The organism is Leptolyngbya sp. FACHB-541, from assembly GCF_014695875.1.
GTDB lineage: Bacteria > Cyanobacteriota > Cyanobacteriia > Elainellales > Elainellaceae > JAAUTN01.
The window spans coordinates 128,337-154,709 of the sequence record NZ_JACJPC010000043.1 but is presented as its reverse complement, the minus strand read 5'-3'; the positions used below and the strand labels follow the sequence as shown (position 1 = coordinate 154,709).

Below are 26,373 nucleotides of genomic sequence, written 5' to 3'. Positions count from 1 at the left end.
AACTTGTCCCGCGTACGCGGGACAAGTTCCAATATGTGGCTTTTTGTACAAGTGGTATGAGATAAACCGCACTATAGCTCAGGGTTTTGGGATAATTGAGCCAATGTTGACCAGCGAACAGAGAACGGATTTCGGAGGTACTTTTGAGCCAATGCTTGTCGCTCAGTTTCCTCTAAGTCCTCTAGAGTTCGAGCATCTTCTGGAATTTGAATTGCAATGGTTTCTAACATTTGGAGTTCTCCTAAAACAAAATATATTGTGCGAAAACTTGATATAGAAACGATGGCTTAGAGTCTGAAGTATAGTTCTGCAAAGCCATCACCTCTGACTGACCGCTCTAAGTTACGATTTAGTCTAACGAAGATAGGCGGTGAAGTTCCCTAAGCTAGCTCATAAGCAACACCGCTAAGTCAGGTTTGTGAGGAGTAAACTTGAACTGTTTCTCACAACTATCAGTATCTTAGAAGGAATATAGGAGCTTATAGCTCGGCAGATAGGATGAAACAAATACCGGATGTAATAGACCTTAATGCTTATTTTCAACGCATTGGATATAGTGGCGATCGCTCTCCTACCCTGACAACGCTCCAGGCAATTCACCTCTGTCATGCAAAGGCGATCGCGTTTGAAAACCTCAATCCACTGCTCAAACAACCTGTTCTTCTAGACTTAGAATCTTTGCAGCGTAAGCTAATTCATGAAAGACGGGGGGGCTACTGTTTTGAGCAAAACCTGTTGCTGCGGTCAGTGTTGCTCGCCCTTGGCTTTCAAGTGAGAAACTTAGCGGCTCGTGTACTTTGGGGTCTTCCCAAAGGAAGCATTATGCCTCGTACCCACATGTTGCTACAAATTGATTTGGATGGAGAAACCTATGTTGCAGATGTTGGATTTGGTGGCTTAACCCTTACAACGCCCCTGTCTCTGAAGCCAGATTTTCAACAGAGTACCCCGCATGAGCTATTCCGCTTGATTGGAGAGGACAGTACCTACATCATGCAGGCATTTACCGGGCAGGAGTGGAAATCTCTCTATCGTTTTGATCTACACGAACAACAGCTACCCGATTATGAGGTAAGCAATTGGTATATTTCCACTCATCCCAACTCACCCTTTGTGAATTCACTCATTGCTGCCAGACCCGATTCAGATCGGCGTTATGCTCTACGCAATAACCAGCTTGCAATCCATCATTTAGACAATCCCACCGAGCGAAAGACGTTGAGTACCGCAACCGAGCTGCGTTCTGCACTTGAGGATTTATTTCAGTTAGAGTTGGGGGCGATCGCCAACCTCGACACGGTCTTGCAACGGCTAATTGATAATCCCTTAAATGCCTGATGTGATTTCACGTTTAAGGTAAGGTGATGAGTCGAATCCTTTACATGCTGATTGGTTCGAAAGGAGCAGGAAAGACATACATTGGAACTCTCATCAGTCAACATACAGAAATTTGCTTCAACAATAGTCTGGCAACTGATGCCGAAATCTTAATGGCAATTCAAGCGCTTCTGTAGCCGCTAATTTCGCCTTGCTTTATCTGCTAAAGCGAGTCAACGCTTGCTCTTCGCAGGTGAGGTCTAACAATTAGGCTGACTCCAACCGCCCAGCCGATTGAAACTAGCCAACCAGCCAAAATATCGCTGGGGTAGTGAACTCCTAAATAGATTCTTGTCCAACCGATCGCCACAACAAATAGTCCGCCAACCGTTAGCACCCACCCCTGCCAGCGACTTCCCCAGGTCAAGACAACCAGCGCCGCAACGAGTGACATGCTTGACATGGCATGTCCACTAGGAAAGGCAAACCCTGACGCTGCTGGATAAAGTGATTCCCACAGATGAGGACGAATCCGCTGCATCATGCCTTTTGCGGCAAGATTGATGGTAGAACTACCTAAAAGCGTGGTGAGCAGATAAGCAAGCGATCGCCACTGTCTTTGCCTCAGCAAAATCACGCCAAGCACAACGGCAAACGGAAATACACCCCAATACACCCCAAGCTTGGTGAACGTTGACGCAAATAGATCGAGATGGGGGTTTGCTGTTTTGTGAAGGGACAACAGGATGGCAACATCCCAGGGAAAGCCGCTTTCATAGTTTCCAATCTTCAGCGCCAAAGTCTCGAATCCTAACAGTGGTAGGTAAACGCCTAGCAGCAACATCAGCAAAGAAGGCCAACGAGAACCTAATAGCCCTTTAAAGAACCCCAGAAAAGCCTGGGCAGGCTTCCGAAAGCCAAATCTAAAAGAATTAGGTTCGAGCATAGACAAAAATCCTTGATAGTAATCTTCGCTTCCAAGAGTATTTACTTGAGTCTTGCACCACTCTCAATCACATTCCCTCCTACCAAGAAGGGAATTAGCCTGACTTTTTTTTCCATAGGGAAATTGGGTTGTGTTTCATTCCTGTGGTTGTTGTAGCGAGGGGGCTAAGCCCCCTCGCTACAACAACCACAGGACCAGAACAGCACCGAAAATTGAGAGGTGAGGGAAATTCGGAAGAATAAGCCGAAATACTGCCAAAATGCTAAAGAAATTACGATAAGTCACAGAAGATACTGTACTTTTGGTACACGAAGCTCCATAATAACAAACATAAAATACGGCATTCCGACCGAATAACTGTATTTATCTCGATTACCGTTTGGAGGCTTCCGCGTGGGCATTACGGTTGAAAACGTATCTAAGCAGTTTGGCAATTTTTTTGCTTTAGACCAAGTTAGCGTTGAGATTAAGACGGGTGGACTCGTTGCGTTATTAGGTCCATCGGGTTCTGGAAAGTCTACCTTGCTGCGAGTGATTGCTGGGCTAGAAGAACCAGACAGTGGCAGAGTCTATCTGACAGGCAAGGATGCTACACATCAGAGCGTGCAAGACCGAAATATTGGGTTTGTGTTTCAGCACTATGCGCTGTTTAAGCATCTCACCGTTCGCAAAAACATTGCGTTTGGGCTGGAAATCGCTAAGTGGCCAAAGCCGCGCATCCAAAACCGTGTAGAAGAACTGTTGGATTTGATTCAGCTCCAGAGTTTGGGCGATCGCTATCCCTCCCAACTCTCTGGCGGACAACGCCAACGAGTTGCACTGGCGCGATCGCTTGCCGTAGAACCTAAGGTGTTGCTATTAGACGAGCCCTTTGGCGCACTCGATGCCAGGGTGCGTAAAGATCTGCGAACCTGGCTTCGCAACCTGCACGACAAAGTTCATGTCACGACCGTATTTGTCACCCACGACCAGGAAGAAGCGATGGAAGTGTCTGACGAAATTGTCGTGATGAATCAGGGAAGAATCGAGCAAATTGGTAGCCCAGCCGAAATTTATGACAATCCTGCTAGTCCGTTTGTCATGAGTTTCATCGGACCAGTGAATGTCCTTCCTGGGGATGCCCGGATTTTTCAGCAAAGCGGCATTTCGACCAGTCAGCCCCAGCTTTTCTTGCGTCCTCATGATGTCGTAGTGCAGCTTTCACCCGACGACTCTACTGCACCCGCCAGAGTGCAGCGCGTGGTTCACTTAGGTTGGGAGATTCAAAGTGAGTTGGCGCTTGAGGATGGTCAAGCGGTTACGGTTTATCTGACCCGTGAAAAGTTTGATCAGCTTAATCTGAAGCCCAAACAGCAAGTTTTTGTGAAGCCCAAAGATACAAGATCTTTTGCATTACAGCGCTAGGAAGGATGCTTCGTAAAAACGCAAGAATTGTGAAAGGGAATTCTTTAGGGGATTCCCTTTCTTAATGCTACATATTCGTGACAAACCGTCAGTGATAAATCGTCCAGTTTTCGGACGAAATCGGACTTGTGTCCTTTGAAATAGTTCACGCTATTTTACTTTTGTTAGTTACAACTCTTGTATAAGTCATTACTTTTTGTTAAAGCTGATACTGAAATATGGAGCTCAAAATGCTGAAACTCCTCATTTCAGGAGACACTACAAAATGTTCTAAATGTCAACCCCATTTCGAGATAATCTGTTAGATGGATGTAGTGGAAGAAGGTTAAGGATGAGGATGAAAAATAGAGAGTTAAATCGAACATAAATCTGCAATTTTTTGTTTCGTTTTCTCCAGGAGATGGGTTTGTTTGCCCGCACTTTAATCAGGTAAATTAGTTTGACTTAGCTAGCCGTTGCAATAACTTTAATCAGGCAAATCATGCTGGTGCAGGTGTCTCACCTGTTGCACAAAACGATTTATTACCTGTTTTAGTTTGCTATTGTTAAAACAATGTCAGAAGCATTATTGCTACCGCATCTTTTGACTAGGCAAGGCTAAAAGAGTTGATAAAAATTTACCTCAAGTGAGACAGCAAATATTTCTGAAAGTTGAGAAGTTAGATATCTTTACTTTGGTTCAAACAAATTTCTGATATCAAGATTTGCCTCACTTTCTAACTTTGATTTAGGGACAAATGCGTTAGCAGATTTAGTTTTTCATCTAGCTCTCTTCTGGCGATTTCTGGGTGACGAATGTGAAGAGAGTAGCGATCGCAATCAGTTTAGCGGGATTAGTTGGCAGCGCTTTAGTTGCCTGCACCGACCAGCCTCCTGGTAGTCAAAGCAATCAAAGCAATGGCGCTCAAGACGGGGAAAGTGCAGAACTCACGTCGGTTGGTGTTACGGTGGGTGACCTAGGCAATCCCTTCTTTGTCCAGGTTGGGGAAGGGGCAGAAGCTGGAGCCAAGCAGTTTGGCGGTGAGAACGTAGAGACAACGGTTGTTTCAAGCGGCTATGACTTGAATCAACAACTCAACCAGATCGAAAACTTTGTTTCTTCTGGAGTTGATTTGATCCTGCTGAACGCAGCAGACAGTGAGGGAATTGCTCCCGCAGTAATTCAGGCAAAGCAGGCAGGTGCAACAGTAATAGCCGTTGACGTGGCGGCTGAAGGAGGCGTAGACGCAACCGTCACGTCTAACAACGTCCAGGCAGGCGAATTAGCTTGTCAGTACATTGCCGATCGCATTGAAGGTCAAGGCAATATCGTCATTATTAATGGTCCGCCTGTGTCTGCGGTAATCGACCGGGTAAATGGCTGCACCGATGTTCTGGCAAAATATCCTGACATTAACATCCTTTCCCAAGATCAGAACGCGGAGGGCAGTCGTGAAGGTGGCTTGAGGGTGATGAGTGATTTGCTCACCTCCTTCTCTGATATTGATGCTGTATTTGCGATCAATGACCCCACCGGAATTGGGGCAGAGCTAGCCGCAAAACAAGCCCAGCGAGATGAGTTTTTCATCGTGGGGGTAGATGGTGCGCCCGAAGCCGTTGATGCTCTCAAGAATGAGGATAGTTTATTCGTGGCAACGGCAGCTCAAGATCCTTTCCAAATGGCAGTTACAGCCGTTGAGGTAGGCAATGACATTGTGCAGGGTAACCCACCTCCTGAATCAACGGTTCTCGTTCCGGTAGAACTGATTACCAGAGACAACATAGACCAGTACAAAGGCTGGACAAGCGAATAGTTTCGCCATTTGTCCTAGTAAGCGATGACCTTTAACCAAGAGCGCTTGGATCTCCGGCTTCTTCAAGAAGTTGGAGATCTCAACCTCTACATCAGTGCCAATGACCAATGACCCAGAACACTTATGACTACTAGTAATGTCGTTTCTGCCCCCACTCAGCCTGTACTGCAAATGCGGGGCATTAGTAAAAGTTTTCATGGTGTGTATGCGTTGCGGGACGTAAGCCTGACCGTTTTTCCTGGAGAAATTCATGCACTCATGGGTGAAAACGGAGCAGGCAAAAGCACATTAATGAAAATATTGGCAGGGGCTTACACTGCTGATACGGGTGAGGTTCAAATTAACGGTGAGACGGTTCGTATTGCTGACCCCAATGATGCCCGAAAGGCAGGCATTACGCTAATTTATCAGGAGTTGAACGTTGCGCCAAATCTCACCGTTACGGAAAACATTTTCATGGGGCACGAGCGCACTAAGGCAGCAACGTTTTTGCAGCGTGATCAGATGCGGCAAGAGGCAGCAGCCCTGTTGAAAAGCTTGGGTGCCGGTTTTGGTGAAGATGCGCTGGTGTCTACACTATCCATTGCTGAACAGCAACAGATAGAAATTGCCAGAGCGCTGAAGGACAAAAGCCGAATTTTGGTGATGGACGAGCCAACCGCCGCCCTATCTGATCGGGAAACGGAACAGCTCTTTCGGCTAATTGGTCAGTTGCGAGATGACGGGATTGCAATTATCTACATCAGCCACCGAATGGCGGAGGTGTATCGGCTCGCCGATCGCGTTAGCGTTTTGCGGGATGGTGAGTACGTTGGCACGTTAGAAAAGTCTGAAATTTCTTCAGAGCGTTTGGTGCAAATGATGGTGGGTCGGGCTTTGGGTGATTTCTATGAACATAAATCGCACTCATCGTCCCGCACATCAGCAGATTCATTAGTGGATTCATCCGGAGAGGCGATCGCCCCTTCTCCTTCTGCACCCGTTCTGGAAGTTAAAGGCCTAGCCGATGGACGCAAGGTCCAGCCCGCCAGTTTTGAACTTTACGCGGGAGAAATTGTTGGGCTAGCAGGATTGGTCGGAGCCGGACGAACAGAACTGGCTCGGCTGATTTTTGGGGCTGATCCGGCAACAGCAGGAGAGGTTCTGCTGAACGGGAAGAAGTTACATATTTCTAGCCCCAAAGATGCGATCGCCAATGGCATCGCCTACGTGCCTGAAGACCGCAAAGATCAGGGACTCTTCCTGGAAATGACTTCTCGCCAAAACATCACCATGAATGTTTTAGGCAAACGATCCACGGCAGGGGTGATGAACTTCGGCGTCCTCAAGCAGATTGCCACGGATGCAATCAATAACTTGGGAATTCGGGTTGCCAGTCCTGCGACCAGAGCGATAGACCTGTCAGGCGGCAACCAGCAAAAGCTGTTAGTGGCTCGCTGGCTAGCCATCAATCCCAAAGTGCTGCTGTTAGATGAGCCGACTCGGGGTGTGGATATCGGTGCCAAAAGTGAGATCTATCGCATCATCAGTGACCTAGCAGCGCAAGGGGTAGCGATTCTGATGATCTCCAGTGAGTTACCGGAAATTGTTGGAATGAGCGATCGCGTCTTAGTTATGCGTGAAGGGCACTTGGTCGGCGAAGTCGGCGGCACCACCGGAACCAAAATCACCCAGGAAAATATTATGGCCTACGCTACGGGAGCTAAGGAGGTTAGCCAGTCATGAGTCAAACCCAGCTAAGAGGTAGTGAAGAAGCAAGAAGGAGCGATCGCCGCACCCGCAAGCGCCAGTCCCTTCGCACCCTATTTCAGCTTGCAGGTATCTTGCCGATTTTGCTGATTATCTGCATTTTGTTCTCCGTTCTCACGCCCAACTTTCTCTCGACAGGCAACTTAATCAACGTGGTGCGTCAGGCTTCGATTAACATCGTCCTGGCGGCTGGGATGACGTTTGTAATTCTGACAGGGGGAATTGACCTCTCCGTTGGCTCAATTTTGGGCGTAACGGCGGTCGTCTCTGTACTGGTTTCCCTCATTCCAGGACTGGACGCGCTGGCTGTTCCGGCAGCTCTGCTGGCAGGCTTGGGGCTGGGGTTAGTCAACGGGGCGCTGATAGCCTACCTGGATTTGCCGCCTTTTATCGTCACGTTGGGTTCCTACACGGGCTTACGCGGACTTGCCTACCTGATCGCCAACGGTACAACGGTAATCAACCGGGAAATAAATTTCGCCTGGATTGGTAACTACTATTTAGGTCCAATTCCCTGGCTGGTAATTATTGCTCTAGCAACGATAATCGCAAGCTGGTTTATCCTGCGGCGTACTGTGTTAGGCACTCACATTTATGCCGTGGGTGGCAACTCACGAGCAGCACGCCTGACTGGAATTAAAGTGAGTTGGGTCCTGCTATTTGTCTATGGCGTAAGTGGCTTGCTTTCTGGTTTAGGTGGCGTGATGAGTGCTAGCCGCCTCTACAGCGCTACTGGAATGCTCGGTCAGGGCTATGAGTTAGATGCGATCGCTGCTGTCATCTTGGGTGGCACCAGCTTCACAGGTGGCATAGGCACTATCTGGGGAACCCTCCTCGGAGCTCTAATCATTGCTCTGCTCAACAACGGTTTAACTTTGCTCAACGTCTCCTTCTTCTGGCAGTTAGTCGTCAAAGGACTAGTGATTATTATTGCGGTGACAATTGATCGGCTCAGGACACGGTATCAGACTTGAGGAGAGAGGGGTTAGGGGCTGGAAGCTAGGGACTAGGGTGTGTTTCAGCCTTTTTCCCTCTAATCCTCCTTAATTCCTTAATAAAGAGAGAACTGAATCGCTCAAAGTCTCCCTTCCTAGGGGGGTTTAGGGAGATCTCCAAAAACATTAAACTCCCCTAACCCCCATAAAACACTCCCTAGCCTCTAACCCCCATCCCTCAAATGCAACACATTGCTTATCTCGGTCTAGGAATTATGGGCAGCGGCATGGCCCAAAACTTGCTGAAGTCAGGCCATAAACTGACGGTTTGGAATCGTCATGGCGATCGCTGTAAACCACTGGTTGAACAAGGCGCAACTCAAGCAGAAACCCCAGCCCAGGCTGTTGCAGAAGCAGATGTGGTGATGTACTGTTTGGGCGACGATGCAGCCGTTGAAAGTTTAATATTTGGGCAAAATAGCGTATTGTCAGGTGTTCGTGCAGGACAAATTGCGATCGACCTGAGTACCGTTCACCCCAAAACCAGTCACCGCGAAGCTGCTGCCTACGCCGAGAAGCAGGTTGAATTCCTGGATGCACCTGTATTTGGCAGCAAAAATGAGTCCGCAGCAGGTGGACTCTGGATCGTGGTTGGCGGCAAACGTGAAGTTTTCGAGCAAGTTAAACCTATCCTGGAGCCACTGAGCGAATCCCTTCACTACATGGGTGAAACGGGCAAAGGTGCAGCAATGAAGCTGACGGGCAACTTGATTGTGGCAGCTCAAATTGAAGCATTAGCAGAATCTCTCATTTTGGCAACGAAGGCAGGTCTTAATCCACAAGATGTGCTAGACGTGTTGCGAGTGGTAGACTTCCGATCGCCCCTATTCAACGGCGTTGGAGCGGCACTGGTGAAGCGAGACTTTAGCACCAGTTTTGCGCTCAAATGGATGCTCAAAGATGCCAATCTAATCGCCCAATTTGCTCAAGACCTGAACTCACCGATTCCGGCAGCAGCAGCCATTCGAGAAAACTTAAAAGCGGCAGTCAATCAAGGCTGGGGCGAAGAAAATGCGTCTGCCTTGGTCAAAGCACTAGAAGCTCAAGCAGGCGTAACAGTTGGCAAGACTTAAGCCATAGCGTAGGGGCGGTTCGCGAACCGCCCCACAGGGATTTTTGGTTTATAGAGGCATTGCTCACCATGAACTGGTATCCACTCAAACTCACTGCTCACATTCGGCACTATGTTTTTGGCGAAAGGTTAATTTCTGAGCATCTCGGCAAGCATGATTTGCCAGAGGGAATCATTGCCGAAACCTGGGAAATCAGCGACTACCGCGATACCACGGGAACGGTGACAAATGGTTTATTGAAGGGCAAAACTCTGCATGAATTAACGCTTGCTCATCCTGATGAGTTAGTTGGAAAAGGTTGGCGCGGGCCTCACTTTCCGCTACTCGAAAAATTCATTGATGCTTCTCACATGTTGCCCGTTCATCTCCACGCTGATGATGAAACAGCCGCCCAAATTCATGGTGAGCCAAACGGCAAGACCGAAGCGTGGCACATTCTCTGGGCTGCACCGGGGGCAACCATTCTGGCAGGACTCAAAGGTGAGTTTAGCCGTAGTCAGCTATTTGATGCATTCGTGGCGCAGGATTACGATTCGGTGATGTGTCGCTATCCGATTCAGGCAGGAGACACCATTTATGTGCCAGGGAGAATCATCCACTCCTTTGGACCAGATGCACTGGTGTTTGAGGTGCAGCAAACCTCTGACTTGGGGCAAATGGTGATGCCAACCGACCTGTACGGACGGAAACATAGCCAGGAGGAATGGCACGCTAACATCAATGCGGCTCTAGACGAGTTGCGAACTCACTATAATCCGCGCCCCAACTCTGGACTTCGCTTATCCGAAGGCAAAAGTCAGCGGGTTGTTTGCTGTGCCGGACCCTATTTTGCGCTAGAGCGCTGGACTCTGACTGAACCACACGTAGAACCGTCTCATCCCCATCGCTGTGTCACGCTCTCTAACGTGGGGGAGGCAGTGCAGCTTGAATTTGAGGGAGGCACCGAGCGACTAGAAAAAGGGGAATCATGCATTTTGCCAGCGGCGATCGCCTCCACTCACATCATTCCCACCACCTCTGAAGCTAGCCTGATCGCCTGCTACGTCCCCAACCTCCAGCAAGGTATCATTGAACCCTTACGTGCTGCTGGATACTCTGATCAACAAATTCAAGCTTTAGGCGAAGTGAGTCTTTTGTAAAACTTTACTCTATTGGAATTTAATACACCTTAACTCGTGTATCAGCTACCGTGTTCAGAGGCTGAAGTGACACTCCAGTTGTCTCTCTGGTTTGCTCCACTTCACCATGAGCTTTGAGCAAAGCCGCGATCTTCTTGCGAATTACAATTCCTGGCTTGTCCGTAAACATGTGTTGCTCTTTGTTGAGCGTGAGCGGCACGTCGTAATCTGTGGATTCCAAAATGAGTTTATCTTCTAGCGTAACAGCGCGATCAAATGCAACCACGTCACTACTTTTTGTCTCGGACTCGGTGTCGTTTCGGACGCAAAATTGCACCATTTGAGAAGTGCCATCATCAATGGGAGTCATGGTATTCACGATCATATGAACTAACCCGTTTGGATAAGCAATTCGTAACGACACAGTAAACGGCATAAACCAATCCATATCCAGTGTGCGGTAGGTTATGCTGTCACTCATTTTTAGGTTTTGCTGTTGCAACTCAGGATTCACCACACCCAACACACTGTGAGCATGGAGTCCATATTCCGTTTCCGTCACATCAATAAAGTCTGGAGTTGGATGCTCTTCACTGCCAAAGGTTGTGGTGTGAACAAAGGTAGGATGAGCTAGATCCATCTCATTTTCCATTACCCTCAGCCCTGCACATTTCCAAGGTTCGTAAAACTCATGGATTAGACGATAAGTTGGATCATCCGCTTCAGCGATCGCAGGAATATCAGCCAGGGGTTCCCCTAAACACACCCAAGCATAGCCATAACGTTCTGTACAGCGATAGGCATCTACTCTGTAACTAGAAGAAATTGCGCCGTCTTTAGATTGGGGCATGTGGACGCAAGCTCCCGATCCGTCAAACTCCCAGCCGTGATAAGGACAGCAGATATTGCCTTCAACCACTTTACCCAGAGAGAGCTTAGCAGTGCGATGACAGCAGCGATCGCGCACTACCGCAGGCTTTCCTGATGCATCTAGCCACAGCACAATCGGTTGCCCCAACAGCACAAACGGTTTAGGTCCATCTGCCAACTGCTGCATTGGGATAACCGGATACCAAAATCGCTGAAATACAGGCTGCTTGGTAACTAGCATAATTGTACTCATTGGATGTGAATCAAGATTGACCCAGTATAAGCAGCGTTTCCGGGGAATTTCGTGATTCTACATACAAAAGGTTTGCACTCACTGCGTTCTATTCAATGTTCTATTCAATTTCGTACTCAGAACCAGCAGCGCCCATGAGAAACTAGAGTTAAGTTCAGAGAGAAGGGCGTGGATAGAGCCACGATGAACGTGCAAGATATACAGAAAGAGGCAATCTTGAGCAACCAGGCTGAGGATTTTCGCTGGCGGTTTTGGTTTACCTTGCCGCTTTACCCCTACGGTAAGAGACAAACCATTCGTCAGGAAGTAGTGCCTGAAACGGTCTGGACGTTTGATCAGATTCAAGGCATCTTCTACGTCACGGTGCCCATTCGGATGACGGTCGTAAAGTTTGAGCAAGGCGGGCTATTGGTCTATGCTCCGGTCGCGCCGACTCCAGAATGCATTCGTCTGGTTAAGGAATTGGTTACCGTGCACGGCGATGTAAAGTACATCATCCTGCCAACTATTTCAGGGCTAGAGCATAAAGTCTTTGTTGGTCCGTTTGCCAGACAATTTCCCACAGCGCAGGTTTTCATTGCCCCAAATCAGTGGAGTTTTCCGTTCAATCTACCGTTGAGTTGGCTGGGGTTTCCGGCAAAACGGACGCAGGAATTGCCCCAAGACAGCAGCAAAGCACCTTTCGCTGAGGAATTTGACTATGCCACTTTAGGTCCGATTGAGCTTGGCCCAGGCAAATTTGAAGAGGTGGCATTGTTTCATCGGCGATCGCACACCCTACTCGTCACCGATTCCGTCCTCTCTGTGCCCGAAGACCCGCCCGCCGTTGTCCAACTCGACCCCTATCCGCTGCTGTTTCACGCTAAAGACAGCCCGTTCGAGCCGATCCAGGACACTGAAGCCAACCGTCATAAGGGATGGCAGCGAATAGCCCTGTTTGCGTTCTACTTTCAGCCCAATGCCTTAGAAGTCACAGAGACGTGGCGATCGCTTCGAGAAGCCTTAAAAGCTCCCGATCGCTCCAGAAAAGCCCTCTTCGGCTGGTTCCCGTTTCAGTGGAAGCCAGACTGGAAGCGATCATTTGATGCCCTCCGGGGAAATGGACGACTCTTCGTCGCGCCGATTCTGCAAACGCTAATTCTCAACCGCGCCCCCCAGGAAACGCTGGACTGGGCTAACCAAATAGCTCGCTGGAATTTTCAGCGAATTATTCCCTGCCACCTCGACGCACCCATTCAAGCCACTCCCGAACAGTTTCGGCAAGCATTTGCTTTTCTGGAAAAACAGCCTGTCACTGAAGATTTACCCTTCAATCACAGCGCTGCATTGCCACAAGAAGACCTTGAATTTCTCAGGACAATCGACAAGACTTTAAGCAAAACCGGCATTACTCCACCCGCTAAAGAGAAAGTTTGAGAGACGGGAACACTCGTCTTATACCTACTTCACCCTGCTCAATAGCTCTCCTATGTGAATGGCGATTCCACTGCGCTACCATTCACACTTCAAAAAATGCTTTATGCAGAGAGCCTAATTTTGTTATAAAGGAAAATTTTGCGAATTTATGCCAAAAATCGTCATTAAGAGCGATTCTGCCGAAGTTTCAAGCTTTGACATCCATATTTAAGGAATTAGACTAGAGCAGGGCGCTTTGGAAAAACAATGTTTTATTAGCATTTAACGCTCCGACCCCTTCCCTACAGGGTTTGCACTGCCTTTAACTAGCTCAATTGCTTTAACGCAAGCAGAAATAGGTCTACACCGTTTACAGACAGCTAGCTGTCTAACTGTGTGGCGCAATTTGCACAGTCGTGCAGTATTTTGCTGCGAATAATTTCATGCGAATTGTTCATGTGAATTGTGTGATTCATGTGGATTGTGTGAACTGCGTTAATTGCCCGGTTTCTGGACTGCACTAAGCGAATTTTGACTTTGACCGCAAATCACGTTAGGAGAATTCTCGATCATGGGTTTACGTAAGCGAGTCGCGCTAGGTGGCGCAATGTTGACGGCGATCGCCGCTGGTCTAAGCCTTTCAGAGAAGGCGATCGCCCTTCCCCTCGCTGATCAGACCGATGGACAGCTCATCAGTCAAGTACAAGTCAATCCAGCCAATGGGTTAAACCAAGTACGGGCTGAGGTCGTCAGCGTCTCTAACGATGGAGACGTGCGAGTCCGACTAGCCAACGGGTCCTACCGCACGCTGCCTAATGTCAATCCGCAGGTTCTCAGCAGCCTCCGACCTGGGGATGAAGTCCTCGTGACAACGACACCGGGCAACGACATTGTGAATGTGGCGCTCGCTCCCGATACGGTGCAGCAAGCCCGTGTTGACGAACCAGACGAAACTACTCAGGCAGAAACGGTAGACGAAACTGAGCAAGAAACCGTCCGCGAGAGTAGTGAAACTGAAACAATCGTAGAACGAGAAACCGTCCGCCAAGAAACGACCCCACTACCCGTGTCAGAGCCAGAAAGAATTACTCCTGTGCCTGTCACCTCTACGCCAGCCACGCCACCCCCTGCCCCTCGCGCCCTCTGGTAACGGGAGCAGTCCACCTAAATTTATAACGTCACTAACGTCACTATTGAGCGCGAAATCACGGGTTTCGCGCTCAAGTTTTATTCCAGTACCCCGTAGGGGCATAGCGTTCGGCAAATAAATTCTGTCACAGACAAGGTTTCTGCTCGAATGCTATGCCCTTACAGCCGTTTCCACCTGGATAAATCACAAATCCCTGTAGGGGGCGTTCGCGAACGACCCCCACGCTATGGCTACCCATCGGAAAATGGCTGTAAGTCAGGTGTGCTACCCAACCAGCAATCGACGATAAGCATTAACTTCAAACGTGAACTCGATGAGACGACAGGCTATCGAGAACCAGCAACTTACTCAAACGATGCGCCGTGCAAAAGCAGCAAAGTCGATTAGGCGAGCTGCAAAGTAGTTTGACTTTGTTCATGATTAAAAGAAGATAACAAAGGAATTGCTTCGTTAAACGGACTAAAAATTTTGAAACTGTTGAAGACTCTTAGCCCGAAGCTACAGCATGATCTGCTAGTGCTGTTTGCAGCGGGGCTTTTATTTTGGTCAGGTTTAGCGGCACTTTTGCCAACTTTACCGCTTTACATTCAGGATGCAGGAGGTACCAGCCAAGACATTGGCATTGTCATGGGTGCATTTGCAGTCGGGCTGTTAGCGTCTCGTCCTAGTCTGGCGACACTAGCCGATCGCCGGGGACGCAAAATAGTTCTGCTAATTGGCATTGCAGCGGTGGCGATCGCCCCCCTCGGCTATTTGCTTACCGACTCAATTCCGCTATTGATAGCAATTCGAGCCTTTCACGGCATCAGTATTTCTGCTTTTGCGCTAGCCTACACTGCCTTAGTCGTAGACCTATCGCCCGTCGAGCATCGGGGCGAACTGATTGGCTACATGAGCTTAGTCAATCCGCTAGGGTTGGCGTTAGGTCCAGCAATGGGGGGATTTCTACAGGAATGGGTTGGCTATGAGCCAATGTTTTTAGCAGCAGCGGCGTTAGGCGGATTGGGCTGGATCTGTACCGCCCGGATTCAGGAACCTGAGTCAGTTCACCCACTTGATCCATCGTCAGCTCAACCGTCTGGTCAGTTTTGGCAGATGCTCGGTAGTCCGCGCATTCGGATTCCAGCTACCGTGCTGCTGTTGATCGGGCTAGCATTCGGTACACTCAGTACTTTTGTGCCGCTATTTATCAAAGAAGTTGGAGTAAACCTAAACGTTGGATTGTTCTATACTGCAGCGGCGATCGCCAGTTTCGGCATTCGCATCGTTGCGGGTCGGGCTTCTGACCGCTACGGGCGAGGTCCATTTATCACACTCAGCTTGGTGTTTTACACCACAGCAATGATGTTGCTGTGGCAGGCAAACAGTGCCGCTTCGTTTTTGCTAGCTGGAGCCATACAGGGTGCAGGCTCAGGAACGCTAATCCCGATGATTTCAGCACTGATGGCAGACCGATCGCACGCTAATGAGCGAGGCAAAGTCTTTGGTTTGTGTATGGTTGGCTTTGATGTGGGAATTGCGATCGCCGGACCCATTGCGGGAGCGATCGCCACTCAGACGGGCTACAAAAATGTCTTCGGTTTGACCGCAGGGCTAGCATTCCTCAGTCTGATCGTTTTCCTTACCCTATCGAGCAAAAGCTTAGGACATTCCTTCCGATTTGCTACCGGACGCGGCGAGGACGTTTATGCGATCAAGTAGCGGTTTAGCAATACCAAACCCTGCACAGCAAAAAAATAGGGGATTGGTAACACCAATCCCCTAAATCAAACATATTGGACGGGCTAGGAGGGATTCGAACCCCCGACACCGTGGTCCGTAGCCACGTGCTCTAGTCCACTGAGCTACAAGCCCTTGCTTCGAGTTACTATCCTATCATAACTGAACGCCATGACAAGAAATTCTTTCCCCTCCGATTTTTCCCAGCCATCCCTGACCCATCTCGATCAGCAGGGGCAGGCTCAAATGGTAGACGTGTCAACAAAAACGGCAACTGTGCGACGGGCGATCGCCGCTGGCCGAGTGCGAATGCTGCCAACCACGTTTGCTGCTATCCAGTCGGGAAATGCCCCGAAAGGAGACGTTTTGGGCACGGCAAGGCTAGCAGGAATCATGGCAGCCAAGCAAACCGCTCAACTGATTCCACTCTGTCACCCACTTCCCCTACAAAAGGTGGAAGTGCAGATTTCACCAGACGCGGATTTGCCTGGATACCAGATTCAAGCAGAAGTGAAAACAAAATCAGAAACGGGCGTAGAAATGGAGGCTTTAACAGCCGTTTCAGTTGCCGCACTGACGCTCTATGACATGGCCAAAGCGTTGGAAAAATCAATTCAAATTGAGGCAATCCACCTGCTCAGTAAGACTGGCGGCAAATCGGGAGATTACATCAGCGAAACAGCAAGTGATACTCAGGCTTCGTCGTAGGCTTCCAAATCAAGCAGATAAAGGTAGGGTTCTACCATCTCCGGACGGTGGAAAGCGATCGCCCGCAGTAAGTGCCAGTCGTTCAGCCCTTCAAAAGCGTCTGTGTATTCGTCTTGCTCTAGCCGTTTGGCTAGTTCAGCCACTTCTGTTTCAGTGAACTTTGCAAGGTTAGGTGCAGAAAAGTGCAGTGTCTTCATGGCGGTCCCCCTTAGAAACATCCGTGCCCAGTAACCCCGGTAGGATCACAGATGCAATTCTCTCTAATATCCTATGTCGTTCTACGCTTTCTCGCCCAGCTTTATAACCTTCTCGCGGATGAAGTTTTGCATAAGCTCTAGGACTACTGGTCGAATTTCGTGCCCCATATCTAGTTCGTGATACTGCACAGTTGCCCCTAGTCCTAGTAGGCTATCTCGCGCTTGCTGTGCGGCCCGCAGCGGCACCACCTGATCTTGCCTGCCATGCACCATGAGGATAGGCGGGAATTGTGAAGTTTGTGTTGCAAGGGGAGCATGGAGATAGCCACTCAAAATCATCAGGGCTGCTAATGGTAACTGTGTACCCACGTCCAACGTCATCGCACCTCCCTGAGAAAACCCCGCCAAGATGGTATGGGAAAGAGGAATTCCAGTAATTTCAGGCAAGGATTTCAGCCATTCTGTGAGCTGCTGTCTACTTTTGGCTAAGTCAGGCTGATTGCCAAAGACGTTGCTCTGAAACGTGTAGCTTTGCGGAAAGCTGTACCACATCTTGCCCTGAGGCGCATAGGGGTGGGGAAATGGTGCATCGGGGAAAAGCATCTGGTAGCCAGGCAAATGCAGCATTGGAGCCAGCGATGCCACGTCTTGAGCACTTGCACCCCAACCGTGCAGCGCAACAAACAAGCCTTGAGGCGGGTTAATGGCAGAGGGAAGGGCGATCGCTTGTAAAGACATCCTGCGTTAAGTAATTTTGCTCTTGTAATCATATTTCACAGAAGCGGCAATTCCACCTATCCTGGGAAATGCACAAAAAACTGACTACCTAGAGGTAGGGCTATCATGGCGCGTCTGGCATTGCTGAGTACATCGGATAAGACCGGGTTAGTTGAACTAGCCCGCGTTCTAGTAGAAGAATTTGAGTTTGATCTGCTCAGCAGCGGCGGAACGGCTCAGGTGTTGAAACAGGCTGGCATTCCAGTTACCAAAGTTTCTGACTACACCGGATCGCCTGAAATTTTGGGCGGACGGGTAAAAACGCTGCATCCTCGCATTCATGGCGGCATCTTAGCAAGGCGAGATCTGCCCCAAGATCTCGCAGACCTGGAAGCAAACCAAATTCGCCCGATTGATTTAGTCGTGGTGAACCTCTACCCGTTTGAGCAGACGATCGCCAAACCAGAAGTAACGCTGCCGGAGGCGATCGAAGAAATCGACATCGGTGGGCCAGCTATGCTGCGAGCCTCTGCCAAAAATTTTGCTCATCTGGCAGTCTTGTGCAATCCGTCGCAATATGACAGTTACCTGCAAGAATTGCGCCAACAGGGCGGGGAAACTTCTTTAGAATTTCGGCAAGCCTGCGCTCAACAAGCTTTTTGGCACACGGCGAATTATGACCAGGCGATCGCCCAATTCCTCAGCAGCCAGACAACCGAAAGCAAATCAGATGGGGAGCAAAAAACATTGCCCCAACGTTTCACCCTGTCAGGACAGCAGGTGCAAACTTTGCGCTATGGCGAAAACCCACATCAACCCGCAGCCTGGTATCAAACCGGAACAGTTCCTTCTGGTTGGGCAGCGGCTCAAAAGCTCCAGGGCAAGGAACTGAGTTACAACAACCTGGTTGATCTAGAAGCAGCTCGACGGATTATTTCGGAATTTTCTGAGACGGCAGCAGCAGCAATTCTAAAGCACACCAACCCTTGCGGTGTAGCAGTCGGGAATAGTCTGTCAGAAGCCTACGAGAAAGCATTGAATGCCGATCCAACCTCAGCATTTGGTGGCATTGTTGCGCTCAGTCGCTCCATTGATGCAGCTACCGCCACCGCCCTGACCCAAACTTTTCTAGAATGCATTGTCGCTCCAGGCTGCGACCCCGAAGCTGAAGAAATTTTGACGAAAAAGTCAAAGCTGCGAGTGCTGATTTTACCTGACCTAAATCGAGGCGCATCTGAAACGGTAAAGGCGATCGCAGGTGGTTTCCTCGTTCAATCAAGCGACGATTACCTCACCGACCCAACAACCTGGCGCGTCGTCACAGAACGCCAACCCACCACAGAGCAGCTAGAAGAACTCATGTTTGCCTGGAAAGTGGCAAAACACGTCAAGTCCAACGCTATCGTCGTCACGAGCGATCGCACCACACGCGGCGTCGGAGCGGGACAGATGAATCGCGTCGGTTCTGTCGAAATCGCTCTGGAGCAAGCAGGCGATCGCACCCAAGGAGCTACTCTAGCCAGCGATGGCTTTTTCCCGTTTGATGACTCCGTGCGGCTAGCAGCCTCAGCGGGGATAGAGGCGATCGCCCAACCTGGAGGCAGCTTGCGCGACCAGGATTCTATTCAGGCGGCAAACGAACTGGGACTGGTTATGATCTTCACCGGAGTACGCCATTTCTTACACTAAGCAAGCAGTTATAGCACTGAGTGTTTAAGTCAGAACAAGGAAAAGGCTGAGGGTTAACCCTCAGCCTTTTCCTTGTTCTAATCTTTATGAAAACAGGCATAAATCAATATGTTAATTATACAAATCGACACTTTAGATAGGCTATGCTACCGCTAGCATTTTACTTTGAAAAATCCTAAATTCCTTGGGAGATCTATGCTTCGGCAGAGTGTACCTCTCCCAATTTGTTCATCTCATAAAAAGTTTGAGACTGCCATACATTTCATTCAATCATCTTTTTACACTTCCCAACCTAACTATCCTTCCTAGGCTCCAAATCGGAGCTGCTAAGAACGAGCACAACTGCTCAAATGACCCTATTTGATCTATGCCTTTGCTCAATTAGGGAATGTAACACTAATTCTTCCTGAAACTAAACAGCACAGAGCCTTGAGCCCTATTTGCAAAGGGAAGGCTCTGTGCAAGCTCCAAGTCAAGTCGGTATAAGCTTTCATCGAGTAAAAGCAACAGCAGGATTCGTTTTCAATTTCTTTTAACTCTGTCAGACCCTACCTACGAGGGATCAAAGACAATGCAAATACAGCAAAACCTTCCAAAAATTCTCAATGAAAGAGTTTTATGGATTACGGCATTATTAACTGCGCTATGTCTTGCAGCGGGACTTGTATCTTACTTCTTTTTGCCAGTAGAATTTGGCTCCACTACGATTGCCAATAACTTTGGGCACCAATTTAGACTGGCTTTCTCACGCACTGGTTTTGTGTTTCTGTTTATTTACCTCCTGCTGCTTGCCACTCATAACCGTGAGTGGAGTCAACAAATTTTCAGCAACTTCTTTAATGCTGTAACCCATCCTTTCAACCTAGCAGTATTTCGCATCTTTTTCTTTGCAGCACTGTGCCAATGGATTGATTTGGGCACAACCCTTAGACTAAGCCGTTTACCCACTGAGTTGAGAGTTGCACCCTTTGGTCTAGAGTGGCTGACTCCCATTATTCCTATTAATGAACCATTAGCAAGATTTGCGTGTTACCTACTTTTCCTTGCTAGTTTTGCAGCCTTAATTGGTCTATTTACTAGCATTTCTGCATGGGTAACCGTAATCGTTGGAGTTTATGCCCTAGGAATTCCTCAGCTTTACGGCAATGTGGGCCATTATCACCATCTCATATGGATTGCGGCAATTTTGGCAGCTAGTCGCTGCGGTGATTATTTCTCTTGCGATGCAGTCTTTGCTGCCTGGAAGCGGGCTGACCGGGGAGTTGTAGCTCCACCTGCTGCTTCTCAAGCCTACGCTCTACCGCTGCGGTTTGTCTGGTTGGTTATTGGCAGCGTTTACTTCTTTCCGGGTGTGCGAAAGTTCTGGATCTCTGGGTTGGACTGGGTATTTACCGATAACTTTAGATATCATCTTTATCGCAAATGGCTAGAAAACCATTGGGTACCAGGTTTCAGAGTTGATAACTATCCTGCTTTGTTTATGCCAATGGCTCTCAGTGCCATCCTATTTGAAGCTGCATTCATTTTCCTGGTCTTTCTACCCCGCTTTCGTCCCTGGATTGCGCTCATCGGCTTTTCGTTTCACTCGGCTGTCGAGTTTATTATGCGGATTAGCTTCTGGACGCTGCAAGTGTGCTATGTCAGCTTTGTAAATTGGTATGGGCTTCTGAAGTGGGTTGGTCTACGTCTTTATCCAAGGGATATGTACGTGGTGTACAACGGCAACGACAGGCTCTTTCGTCGCGCGATCGCCACAATAAGAGTATTTGACTTGTTCGATCGCATTACTTACGTCAATGCTTTGGATAAGCCAGCGCTAGCAGCTCACAATCTGACCTGGCTTGACCCTGGCGGTATTCTTGCAGATATACATACTGTCGTCAGTCAAAGCACCTGGAAAGGGTTTGCAGCTTATCGGACGCTGTCGTTCCGAGTGCCAATTTTCTGGCCAATTTTGCCACTGCTGTACATTCCTCCCGTTCTTGCAGTTTGTGATCGCATTTATTGCACCATGGCTGGCTCCAGAACCTGTGATCTGCGCCAGACTACCTCTAATCTTGATGACTTTAAAGCTAATCAGGCATGGCGATCGCGCACACTGGTTGTGCTCAGCACATTTCTAATTTTCGTCAATGTTCCCTTTGGCATTGCTGGAATCAAGTCAGCCTGGCCCTTCGCCTGCTATCCCACATTTGAAGTTATCCTCGGACCTCAGCGACAAACGCTTGAAATTGTTCCTCTAGGAGCATCAGGCGAGATAATCAACCTCAACCAAACTTTGAAACAAGAAATTCCGTTCAACAGCTACCGGGGTATGGTCAGGCACATTCTGACAGACAGCGAAGAATCACTAGTAATAGATAGAGATATGGGACAAGAAGACCGCTTAAAAGCACTTTGGCAGGTGGCAACTCGTAACAGCGACCAATCAAATCAAATCGTGACCGTTCAATTTTACAGAGTAACGCTATGGAGTCCTCCCGAAAAGTGGGAAGAAAACCCTGCCTCCCGCGAATTGCTGTTTGAGCTTCAGGTTTGACGAAGCACACGCATCATCTTTAAAAGATCCAAAAGAAAATTGACGTTCTCAATCCAGGTATGAATTTTAGTAAGGGTGCCGCGCTTTACGCGGCACCCTTACTAAAATTCATACTTCAACTTTTTATGGTGACAACTACAAGAAGGCGATCGAATTAAATGTAGAGTGGAGCGGTACAGCAAAACCCTTGTGAGTCTTGGCTTTCACCTTTTATTCTACCCTGCACTCGTCTTGTTACACCTGCATAAAAGTCATCACAACGTATCTCTGAATACAGAGTTGTTATAACAAGCTCGGTTTACTACCAACAGACTCTCTAGCGTCTCTGGAGGCATAAACCGTGACTGGAACCTTAACCAAAACCGATACTCTGACCCAGCTAGAAGCTTACGTTGCCCAAGAAGGGCGGGCTGAACTGGTGAAGCAGGTACGTGCCAAGATTGACGAACTGGGGATCAAATACATCTACTACCAGTTCATTTCAGTTACGGGGCGAATTGTGGGTAAGGGCGTGCCCACTGACCACTGGGAGGCGATCGCCGATCGCGGCATTCAGCTTGTTTACGGTGCGACCGCCAACCTATACCTCGATCGCCATCGCAACTACATCGGTTACGGACCAGAAGCTTCAGAACTAGTCGCTATTCCTGATCCCGATACTTTCTGCCAATTGCCCTGGGATCATCGCGTTGCTAGAGTCTTCTGCACCTGCTTCCGCAACCGGGAAGAGCCAGTGGACGCGGGAGCTTATCTCACTTCTGATTGTCGCGGCAATCTCCGTCGAATTCACGAACAGTTTCAGCAAGACCACAACGGACTGCACCTACGGCACGGCTGCGAGCCCGAAATGATGTGGCTGAAAAAAGGCGCAGATGGTTTACCCGATGGCGGTGCAACCAAACCTAACTGCTATCACATTGACCAGTTTGAAGAATTGCGCCCCGTGTTTTTGCGAGTGATTGAATACAGTCAGGCAATGGGGCTGGACATGATCCAGGGCGACCACGAAGACGCACCGGGACAGCTAGAGCTAAATTTCACCTTTGATGATGCGTTAAAAACGTGCGATCGCCTCGCCACCTATTGCCAAATCTGTGCCCAGGTTGGACGCGAATTTAACCTGATTGCCTGCTTCATGTCCAAACCCTTCATGGGAGTGTCGGCAAACGGCTGTCACCATAACCTGTCGCTCTGGTATGGCGGTGAAGCACAGGTAAAAGATTTTGGCTATGAATCGCTACCGGGAATGGCAAGCACGTTCAGCTATCTCAAAGACGGTGAGAATACTTTCTTACCTGACCCTGAACGCTCTAAAACTAAACCAGGACTAATTGGGCTGAATGCGATCGGTGGAGTGATAGAGCATTTGGGAGCATTGACGGCGATCGGTTGTTCAACTGTCAATTCCTACCGTCGCCTTTGGGATACCGGACTGTGGGCACCCGTCTACGCCGATTGGGGTTTTCAGAATCGCACCTGCGGCTTGCGCGTTTCCGCTCCCGGTCGGTTTGAATATCGAGCCGTTGATTCAATGGTGAATCCTTACCTGATGGCAGCAGCAATTCTCAAAGCCTTTGACGATGGCATCAAACGCAACCTCGACCCCGGTGAACCAGAACATCGCAATCTCTACGAAGCAATGGAAGCTGGAAAACAAGTGAAAAAACTACCCATGTCACTGGGTGAAGCGCTCGATCGCTTAGCTGCCAATGAGGTGATCAAATCTGCCCTTCCTGGAGAAATGTACGACGTTTACACCTGGTACAAGCGCGATGAATGGGAACGCTTCCTCGCTACCACTAGCAACTGGGACATGGAAAATTACATTGATTGTTTGCCCTAATTGCTCGTTCAAGTTAGATATCATCAGGGGTATGCCACACTCCCCTACCCCTCAAAAAAAGCGGCGCGATCGCGCCAAACTCTGGCAAGATCCCGACCTTGCAGGGATTGATATCCTTCACGCCCACTATTTCACTCACTCATTTAGCCGTCATACTCATGACGGCTTTGCCATCAGCATCATTGAGGGTGGAGTCGGGGCTTTTTGGTATCAGGGAAGTGTTCATGCCTCTCCGGCTGGCTATCTCGGACTGCTCAATCCAGGTGAACCCCATACCGGACAAGTTTTGAGCAAAGCAGGCTGGAAGTATCGAGCCCTCTACGTTGCGCCAACTGTTCTACAGCATGTTGCGACAGAAATAGCAGATCGCTCCTGGAGCAACTGTTGGTTTCCAGAACCAATCGTGTATGACCCGCAGCTTGCTCAAACGATGCGAACTTTGCATCAACTGTTGAGCGAGACAAGCTCAAGGCTTGAGCGGGAAACCGTTTTGCTCTCTGTGTTAGCTCAGGTATTGACTCGTCAAGCCCAAAATGCTCCTCATGTGAAACATTTAGAACAAGAACATTGGGCTGTAAAGCAGGTTCGAGAATACATCGAAGCCCATTACGCAAGTAACATATCGCTTCAGCAGCTTGCTCAACTGGTTGACCTAAACCCTTTTCATCTAGCACAGGTGTTTTGTACCACGGTTGGGTTACCACCTCATACTTACCTCAATCAAGTACGGGTCCATCAGGCAAAAAGGTTGATTTTAGCAGGAGAGGCGATCGCCCAAGCTGCCTACCTAACCGGATTTTTCGATCAAAGTCATCTAACGCGCCGCTTCAAACAAATTCTTGGTTGCACACCCGGACAACTACTCAACCATTAGAAGTTACCCGTCCCCAAGATCGTACAAGACCACCTGCTAAAGATTGCTCGATAGTAAGGGAATCGAGAACAGGAGGTGCTTCATGGGCAAATCAACCGACAACTCTACACCCCCCACGCTGATTTTTATCAAGCTAGCAGCAATGACCGTGATTTGGGGCGCAACCTTTATTGTGGGGCGTGTTTTAATGCAGTCAGTTGCCCCCTTTACTGCTGCGTTTTGGCGATATGCGATCGCCACTCTCTGTCTCCTGCTATTAACAATCAAACAAGAAGGGCGACTGCCGCCCCTGCGATCGCAGCAAGTATTGCCCCTGGTCATTCTTGGGCTCAGTGGCATCTTTGCCTACAATGCCTTCTTTTTCCTAGGGCTACAGACCACCGATGCAAGCCGAGCTGCTCTCATCGTCACAACCAATCCCACTGTCATTGCTCTCAGTGCAGCCCTACTTCTAAAAGATAAACTCACTCCGTTTAAGCTGATCGGCATCTTTCTAGCACTCACAGGTGCCGCGATCGTGATTTCTCAAGGAAATCCACTGGCGATTTTAGCGCAAGGAATTGGTTCTGGAGACTGGTTTTTGCTAGGCTGCGTTATCACCTGGACGATCTACACCCTGATGGGCAAACAGGTAATGAAAACACTCTCCCCATTTGCTGCTACCACCTACGCTTGCCTGATTGGAACTCCCATCTTTTTCATACCTGCTTTACGGGAAGGGTTACTCCAAAGCTGGCAAACCTTTTCTGTTTCTGTCTGGCTCGGAATTCTATACCTGGCATTGTTAGGAACCGTTGCTGCCTTTTGCTGGTATTACGAGGGTGTAAAACTCATTGGTGCCGCCAAAGCAGCCGTCTTTATCAATTTGGTGCCTGTCATCTCAGTCATCCTGGCAGCACTTTTGCTCAACGAACCCCTTACACCAACACTCATCCTCGGCGGTTTATGTGTCGTTCTCGGTGTTTCCCTAACTAACCGTTAGCAGGTTCCATGTATCTCCTTCTTTCCCAGCGTGAAGAGGGGATGTAGCACGTACTGGGAGGTATAGCCGATCGCGTTAAACGCATAGCCTTAGGAGAAGATCGGTCAGCATAATCTCAGGATGTTTTAATAAAGTAGGAAAGAGGGTTTACTTAACTTTCCAAGGATAACTGAGCAAAGATAACTGGCGATCGCTAGTTAGCAGGAAATAGGGATTAATCCAAAGCTTGAACAGCCTCAAAATGAGTAGTGTAAACACAACTGCCAGCGCAGTCATTCAAAAAAAGCAGACAAAATACTGCTGTCAGACACTAGTACAACCAAAAGCCCAAAGGGATTTGAGTCAACCGAATTAGACCATACTAACGTCAGTTAGAAAAAGCCGGAATAGATGAGGTGGTAATTCTTAATCTTGTGTAGAACGTAGGCACAAAGTATTTCCTCCATGACATATCAAGTGAAATAAAATTTCAAGAACTTGTTGAGACAAAGAACTAGAATTATATCAAAAAATTCCCCGAAAAATACTTAGAGAAGTAGAACTCAAACCATTAGCTTCATAAAGCTAATTGCCTACCGCATTTCAACCTAGTTCTTTCAGCTTGGTCTTGAGATTCTGATTTTTTGAGATGCAATTCTTCAGACTTCAACTCAGCCACGTGGCTGATATTGCGAGTTTCCTATTGTAATTAGATGAATTTTTAGAAATAAACCAGTCAAGCAACTAGTTCTTGATCTACCAGCGCTACTGTTGAAGGTTAGTGTGATTAATACTAACCCTTACCCAGGAAACAAAACGGTTTCAAAATGTTTTCAACTCTTATTGAATTTCTCATTCAATTAACTTTTATAGTCAAGTTCTTCTTTGCCGAGAAGTCACTGCGAAAAATAACGAGCTTAGCGTAACTTTTTTCTCTTGAATCAGCAAATTCACGTAAGCAACTATGCTAAATGCCTCCTTTCATCAGTCATTTCACTTGATGACAAACTGGCTTGCTAGGGAACAATAATCGTAAATAACCAAAAATTAAGTAAAAGGCTTA

Annotated in this window: 22 protein-coding genes and 1 tRNA gene; 17 read left to right on the top strand and 6 right to left on the bottom strand. The window is 48.5% G+C overall.

Annotation, left to right across the window (positions count from 1 at the left end):
* Positions 1-71: 71 nt before the first annotated feature.
* Positions 72-230, bottom strand: coding sequence for a hypothetical protein (locus H6G00_RS08175; RefSeq protein WP_190646648.1), 159 nt, complete (start codon positions 228-230; stop codon positions 72-74).
* Positions 231-498: 268 nt separating this feature from the next.
* Between H6G00_RS08175 and H6G00_RS08170 the strand changes: the two genes are divergently transcribed.
* Complete coding sequence (locus tag H6G00_RS08170; RefSeq protein WP_190796368.1) at positions 499-1,338, top strand: arylamine N-acetyltransferase; 840 nt, start codon at positions 499-501, stop codon at positions 1,336-1,338.
* A gap of 26 nt (positions 1,339-1,364) precedes the next feature.
* Positions 1,365-1,514: a hypothetical protein gene (locus tag H6G00_RS08165; RefSeq protein WP_190796367.1), complete on the top strand. Its 150-nt coding sequence runs from the start codon at positions 1,365-1,367 to the stop codon at positions 1,512-1,514.
* A gap of 26 nt (positions 1,515-1,540) precedes the next feature.
* Here the strand turns inward: H6G00_RS08165 and H6G00_RS08160 are convergent, their stop codons facing one another.
* A complete protein-coding gene (locus tag H6G00_RS08160; protein WP_190796366.1) occupies positions 1,541-2,263 on the bottom strand; it encodes a phosphatase PAP2 family protein in 723 nt (240 codons plus the stop codon).
* Positions 2,264-2,656: 393 nt separating this feature from the next.
* Between H6G00_RS08160 and H6G00_RS08155 the strand changes: the two genes are divergently transcribed.
* From H6G00_RS08155 to H6G00_RS08130, 6 genes are all read left to right on the top strand, one after another.
* Positions 2,657-3,667, top strand: a complete 1,011-nt coding sequence (locus H6G00_RS08155) for a TOBE-like domain-containing protein (protein WP_190646644.1) — start codon at positions 2,657-2,659, stop codon at positions 3,665-3,667.
* A gap of 797 nt (positions 3,668-4,464) precedes the next feature.
* Positions 4,465-5,460: a substrate-binding domain-containing protein gene (locus H6G00_RS08150; protein WP_190685594.1), complete on the top strand. Its 996-nt coding sequence runs from the start codon at positions 4,465-4,467 to the stop codon at positions 5,458-5,460.
* Between the two features lie 123 nt (positions 5,461-5,583).
* On the top strand, positions 5,584-7,185 hold the full coding sequence (locus tag H6G00_RS08145; protein ID WP_190796365.1) for a sugar ABC transporter ATP-binding protein: 1,602 nt from the start codon (positions 5,584-5,586) through the stop codon (positions 7,183-7,185).
* Positions 7,182-8,183 (top strand): ribose ABC transporter permease, encoded by a 1,002-nt coding sequence (locus H6G00_RS08140; protein ID WP_190685562.1) that lies wholly within the window; start codon positions 7,182-7,184, stop codon positions 8,181-8,183. Before H6G00_RS08145 ends, H6G00_RS08140 begins: the two co-directional genes overlap by 4 nt.
* A gap of 203 nt (positions 8,184-8,386) precedes the next feature.
* A complete protein-coding gene (locus H6G00_RS08135; protein WP_190796364.1) occupies positions 8,387-9,277 on the top strand; it encodes an NAD(P)-dependent oxidoreductase in 891 nt (296 codons plus the stop codon).
* A 68-nt stretch (positions 9,278-9,345) separates the two neighbouring features.
* Positions 9,346-10,416, top strand: coding sequence for a type I phosphomannose isomerase catalytic subunit (locus H6G00_RS08130; RefSeq protein WP_190796363.1), 1,071 nt, complete (start codon positions 9,346-9,348; stop codon positions 10,414-10,416).
* A 19-nt stretch (positions 10,417-10,435) separates the two neighbouring features.
* Here the strand turns inward: H6G00_RS08130 and H6G00_RS08125 are convergent, their stop codons facing one another.
* Complete coding sequence (locus H6G00_RS08125; RefSeq protein WP_190796362.1) at positions 10,436-11,506, bottom strand: aromatic ring-hydroxylating dioxygenase subunit alpha; 1,071 nt, start codon at positions 11,504-11,506, stop codon at positions 10,436-10,438.
* 195 nt (positions 11,507-11,701) lie between these two features.
* Between H6G00_RS08125 and H6G00_RS08120 the strand changes: the two genes are divergently transcribed.
* From H6G00_RS08120 to H6G00_RS08110, 3 genes are all read left to right on the top strand, one after another.
* Positions 11,702-12,934, top strand: a complete 1,233-nt coding sequence (locus H6G00_RS08120) for a DUF4336 domain-containing protein (protein WP_190796375.1) — start codon at positions 11,702-11,704, stop codon at positions 12,932-12,934.
* 550 nt (positions 12,935-13,484) lie between these two features.
* On the top strand, positions 13,485-14,063 hold the full coding sequence (locus H6G00_RS08115; RefSeq protein WP_190646638.1) for a hypothetical protein: 579 nt from the start codon (positions 13,485-13,487) through the stop codon (positions 14,061-14,063).
* A 468-nt stretch (positions 14,064-14,531) separates the two neighbouring features.
* Positions 14,532-15,764: an MFS transporter gene (locus tag H6G00_RS08110; RefSeq protein WP_190646636.1), complete on the top strand. Its 1,233-nt coding sequence runs from the start codon at positions 14,532-14,534 to the stop codon at positions 15,762-15,764.
* A gap of 79 nt (positions 15,765-15,843) precedes the next feature.
* Here H6G00_RS08110 and H6G00_RS08105 read toward each other — a convergent pair.
* A tRNA-Arg gene (locus H6G00_RS08105) sits at positions 15,844-15,917 on the bottom strand.
* Positions 15,918-15,953: 36 nt separating this feature from the next.
* Between H6G00_RS08105 and moaC the strand changes: the two genes are divergently transcribed.
* A complete protein-coding gene (gene moaC, locus H6G00_RS08100) occupies positions 15,954-16,490 on the top strand; it encodes a cyclic pyranopterin monophosphate synthase MoaC (protein WP_190646635.1) in 537 nt (178 codons plus the stop codon).
* On the opposite strand, the gene H6G00_RS08095 is transcribed toward moaC, so the two are convergent.
* Both H6G00_RS08095 and H6G00_RS08090 read right to left on the bottom strand, forming a co-directional pair.
* Positions 16,475-16,687 carry a DUF2555 domain-containing protein gene (locus tag H6G00_RS08095; protein WP_190646634.1) on the bottom strand — a complete coding sequence of 71 codons (213 nt, stop codon included), beginning with the start codon at positions 16,685-16,687 and terminating at the stop codon, positions 16,475-16,477. The genes moaC and H6G00_RS08095 overlap by 16 nt on opposite strands.
* Positions 16,688-16,768: 81 nt before the next feature.
* Positions 16,769-17,425: a dienelactone hydrolase family protein gene (locus tag H6G00_RS08090; protein ID WP_190796361.1), complete on the bottom strand. Its 657-nt coding sequence runs from the start codon at positions 17,423-17,425 to the stop codon at positions 16,769-16,771.
* A 105-nt stretch (positions 17,426-17,530) separates the two neighbouring features.
* On the opposite strand from H6G00_RS08090, the gene purH reads away from it, so the two are divergent.
* The 5 genes from purH (at position 17,531) to H6G00_RS08065 (ending at position 25,331) form a co-directional block, all read left to right on the top strand.
* On the top strand, positions 17,531-19,093 hold the full coding sequence (gene purH, locus H6G00_RS08085; protein ID WP_190796360.1) for a bifunctional phosphoribosylaminoimidazolecarboxamide formyltransferase/IMP cyclohydrolase: 1,563 nt from the start codon (positions 17,531-17,533) through the stop codon (positions 19,091-19,093).
* Positions 19,094-19,664: 571 nt separating this feature from the next.
* A complete protein-coding gene (locus tag H6G00_RS08080) occupies positions 19,665-21,632 on the top strand; it encodes a hypothetical protein (RefSeq protein WP_190796359.1) in 1,968 nt (655 codons plus the stop codon).
* A 370-nt stretch (positions 21,633-22,002) separates the two neighbouring features.
* Entirely contained in the window at positions 22,003-23,475 is a 1,473-nt protein-coding gene (locus tag H6G00_RS08075; protein WP_190796374.1) for a glutamine synthetase, read from the top strand.
* 31 nt (positions 23,476-23,506) lie between these two features.
* Positions 23,507-24,349: an AraC family transcriptional regulator gene (locus tag H6G00_RS08070; RefSeq protein ID WP_190796358.1), complete on the top strand. Its 843-nt coding sequence runs from the start codon at positions 23,507-23,509 to the stop codon at positions 24,347-24,349.
* Between the two features lie 82 nt (positions 24,350-24,431).
* Positions 24,432-25,331: a DMT family transporter gene (locus H6G00_RS08065; protein ID WP_190796357.1), complete on the top strand. Its 900-nt coding sequence runs from the start codon at positions 24,432-24,434 to the stop codon at positions 25,329-25,331.
* The last annotated feature ends 1,042 nt before the right edge of the window (positions 25,332-26,373 follow it).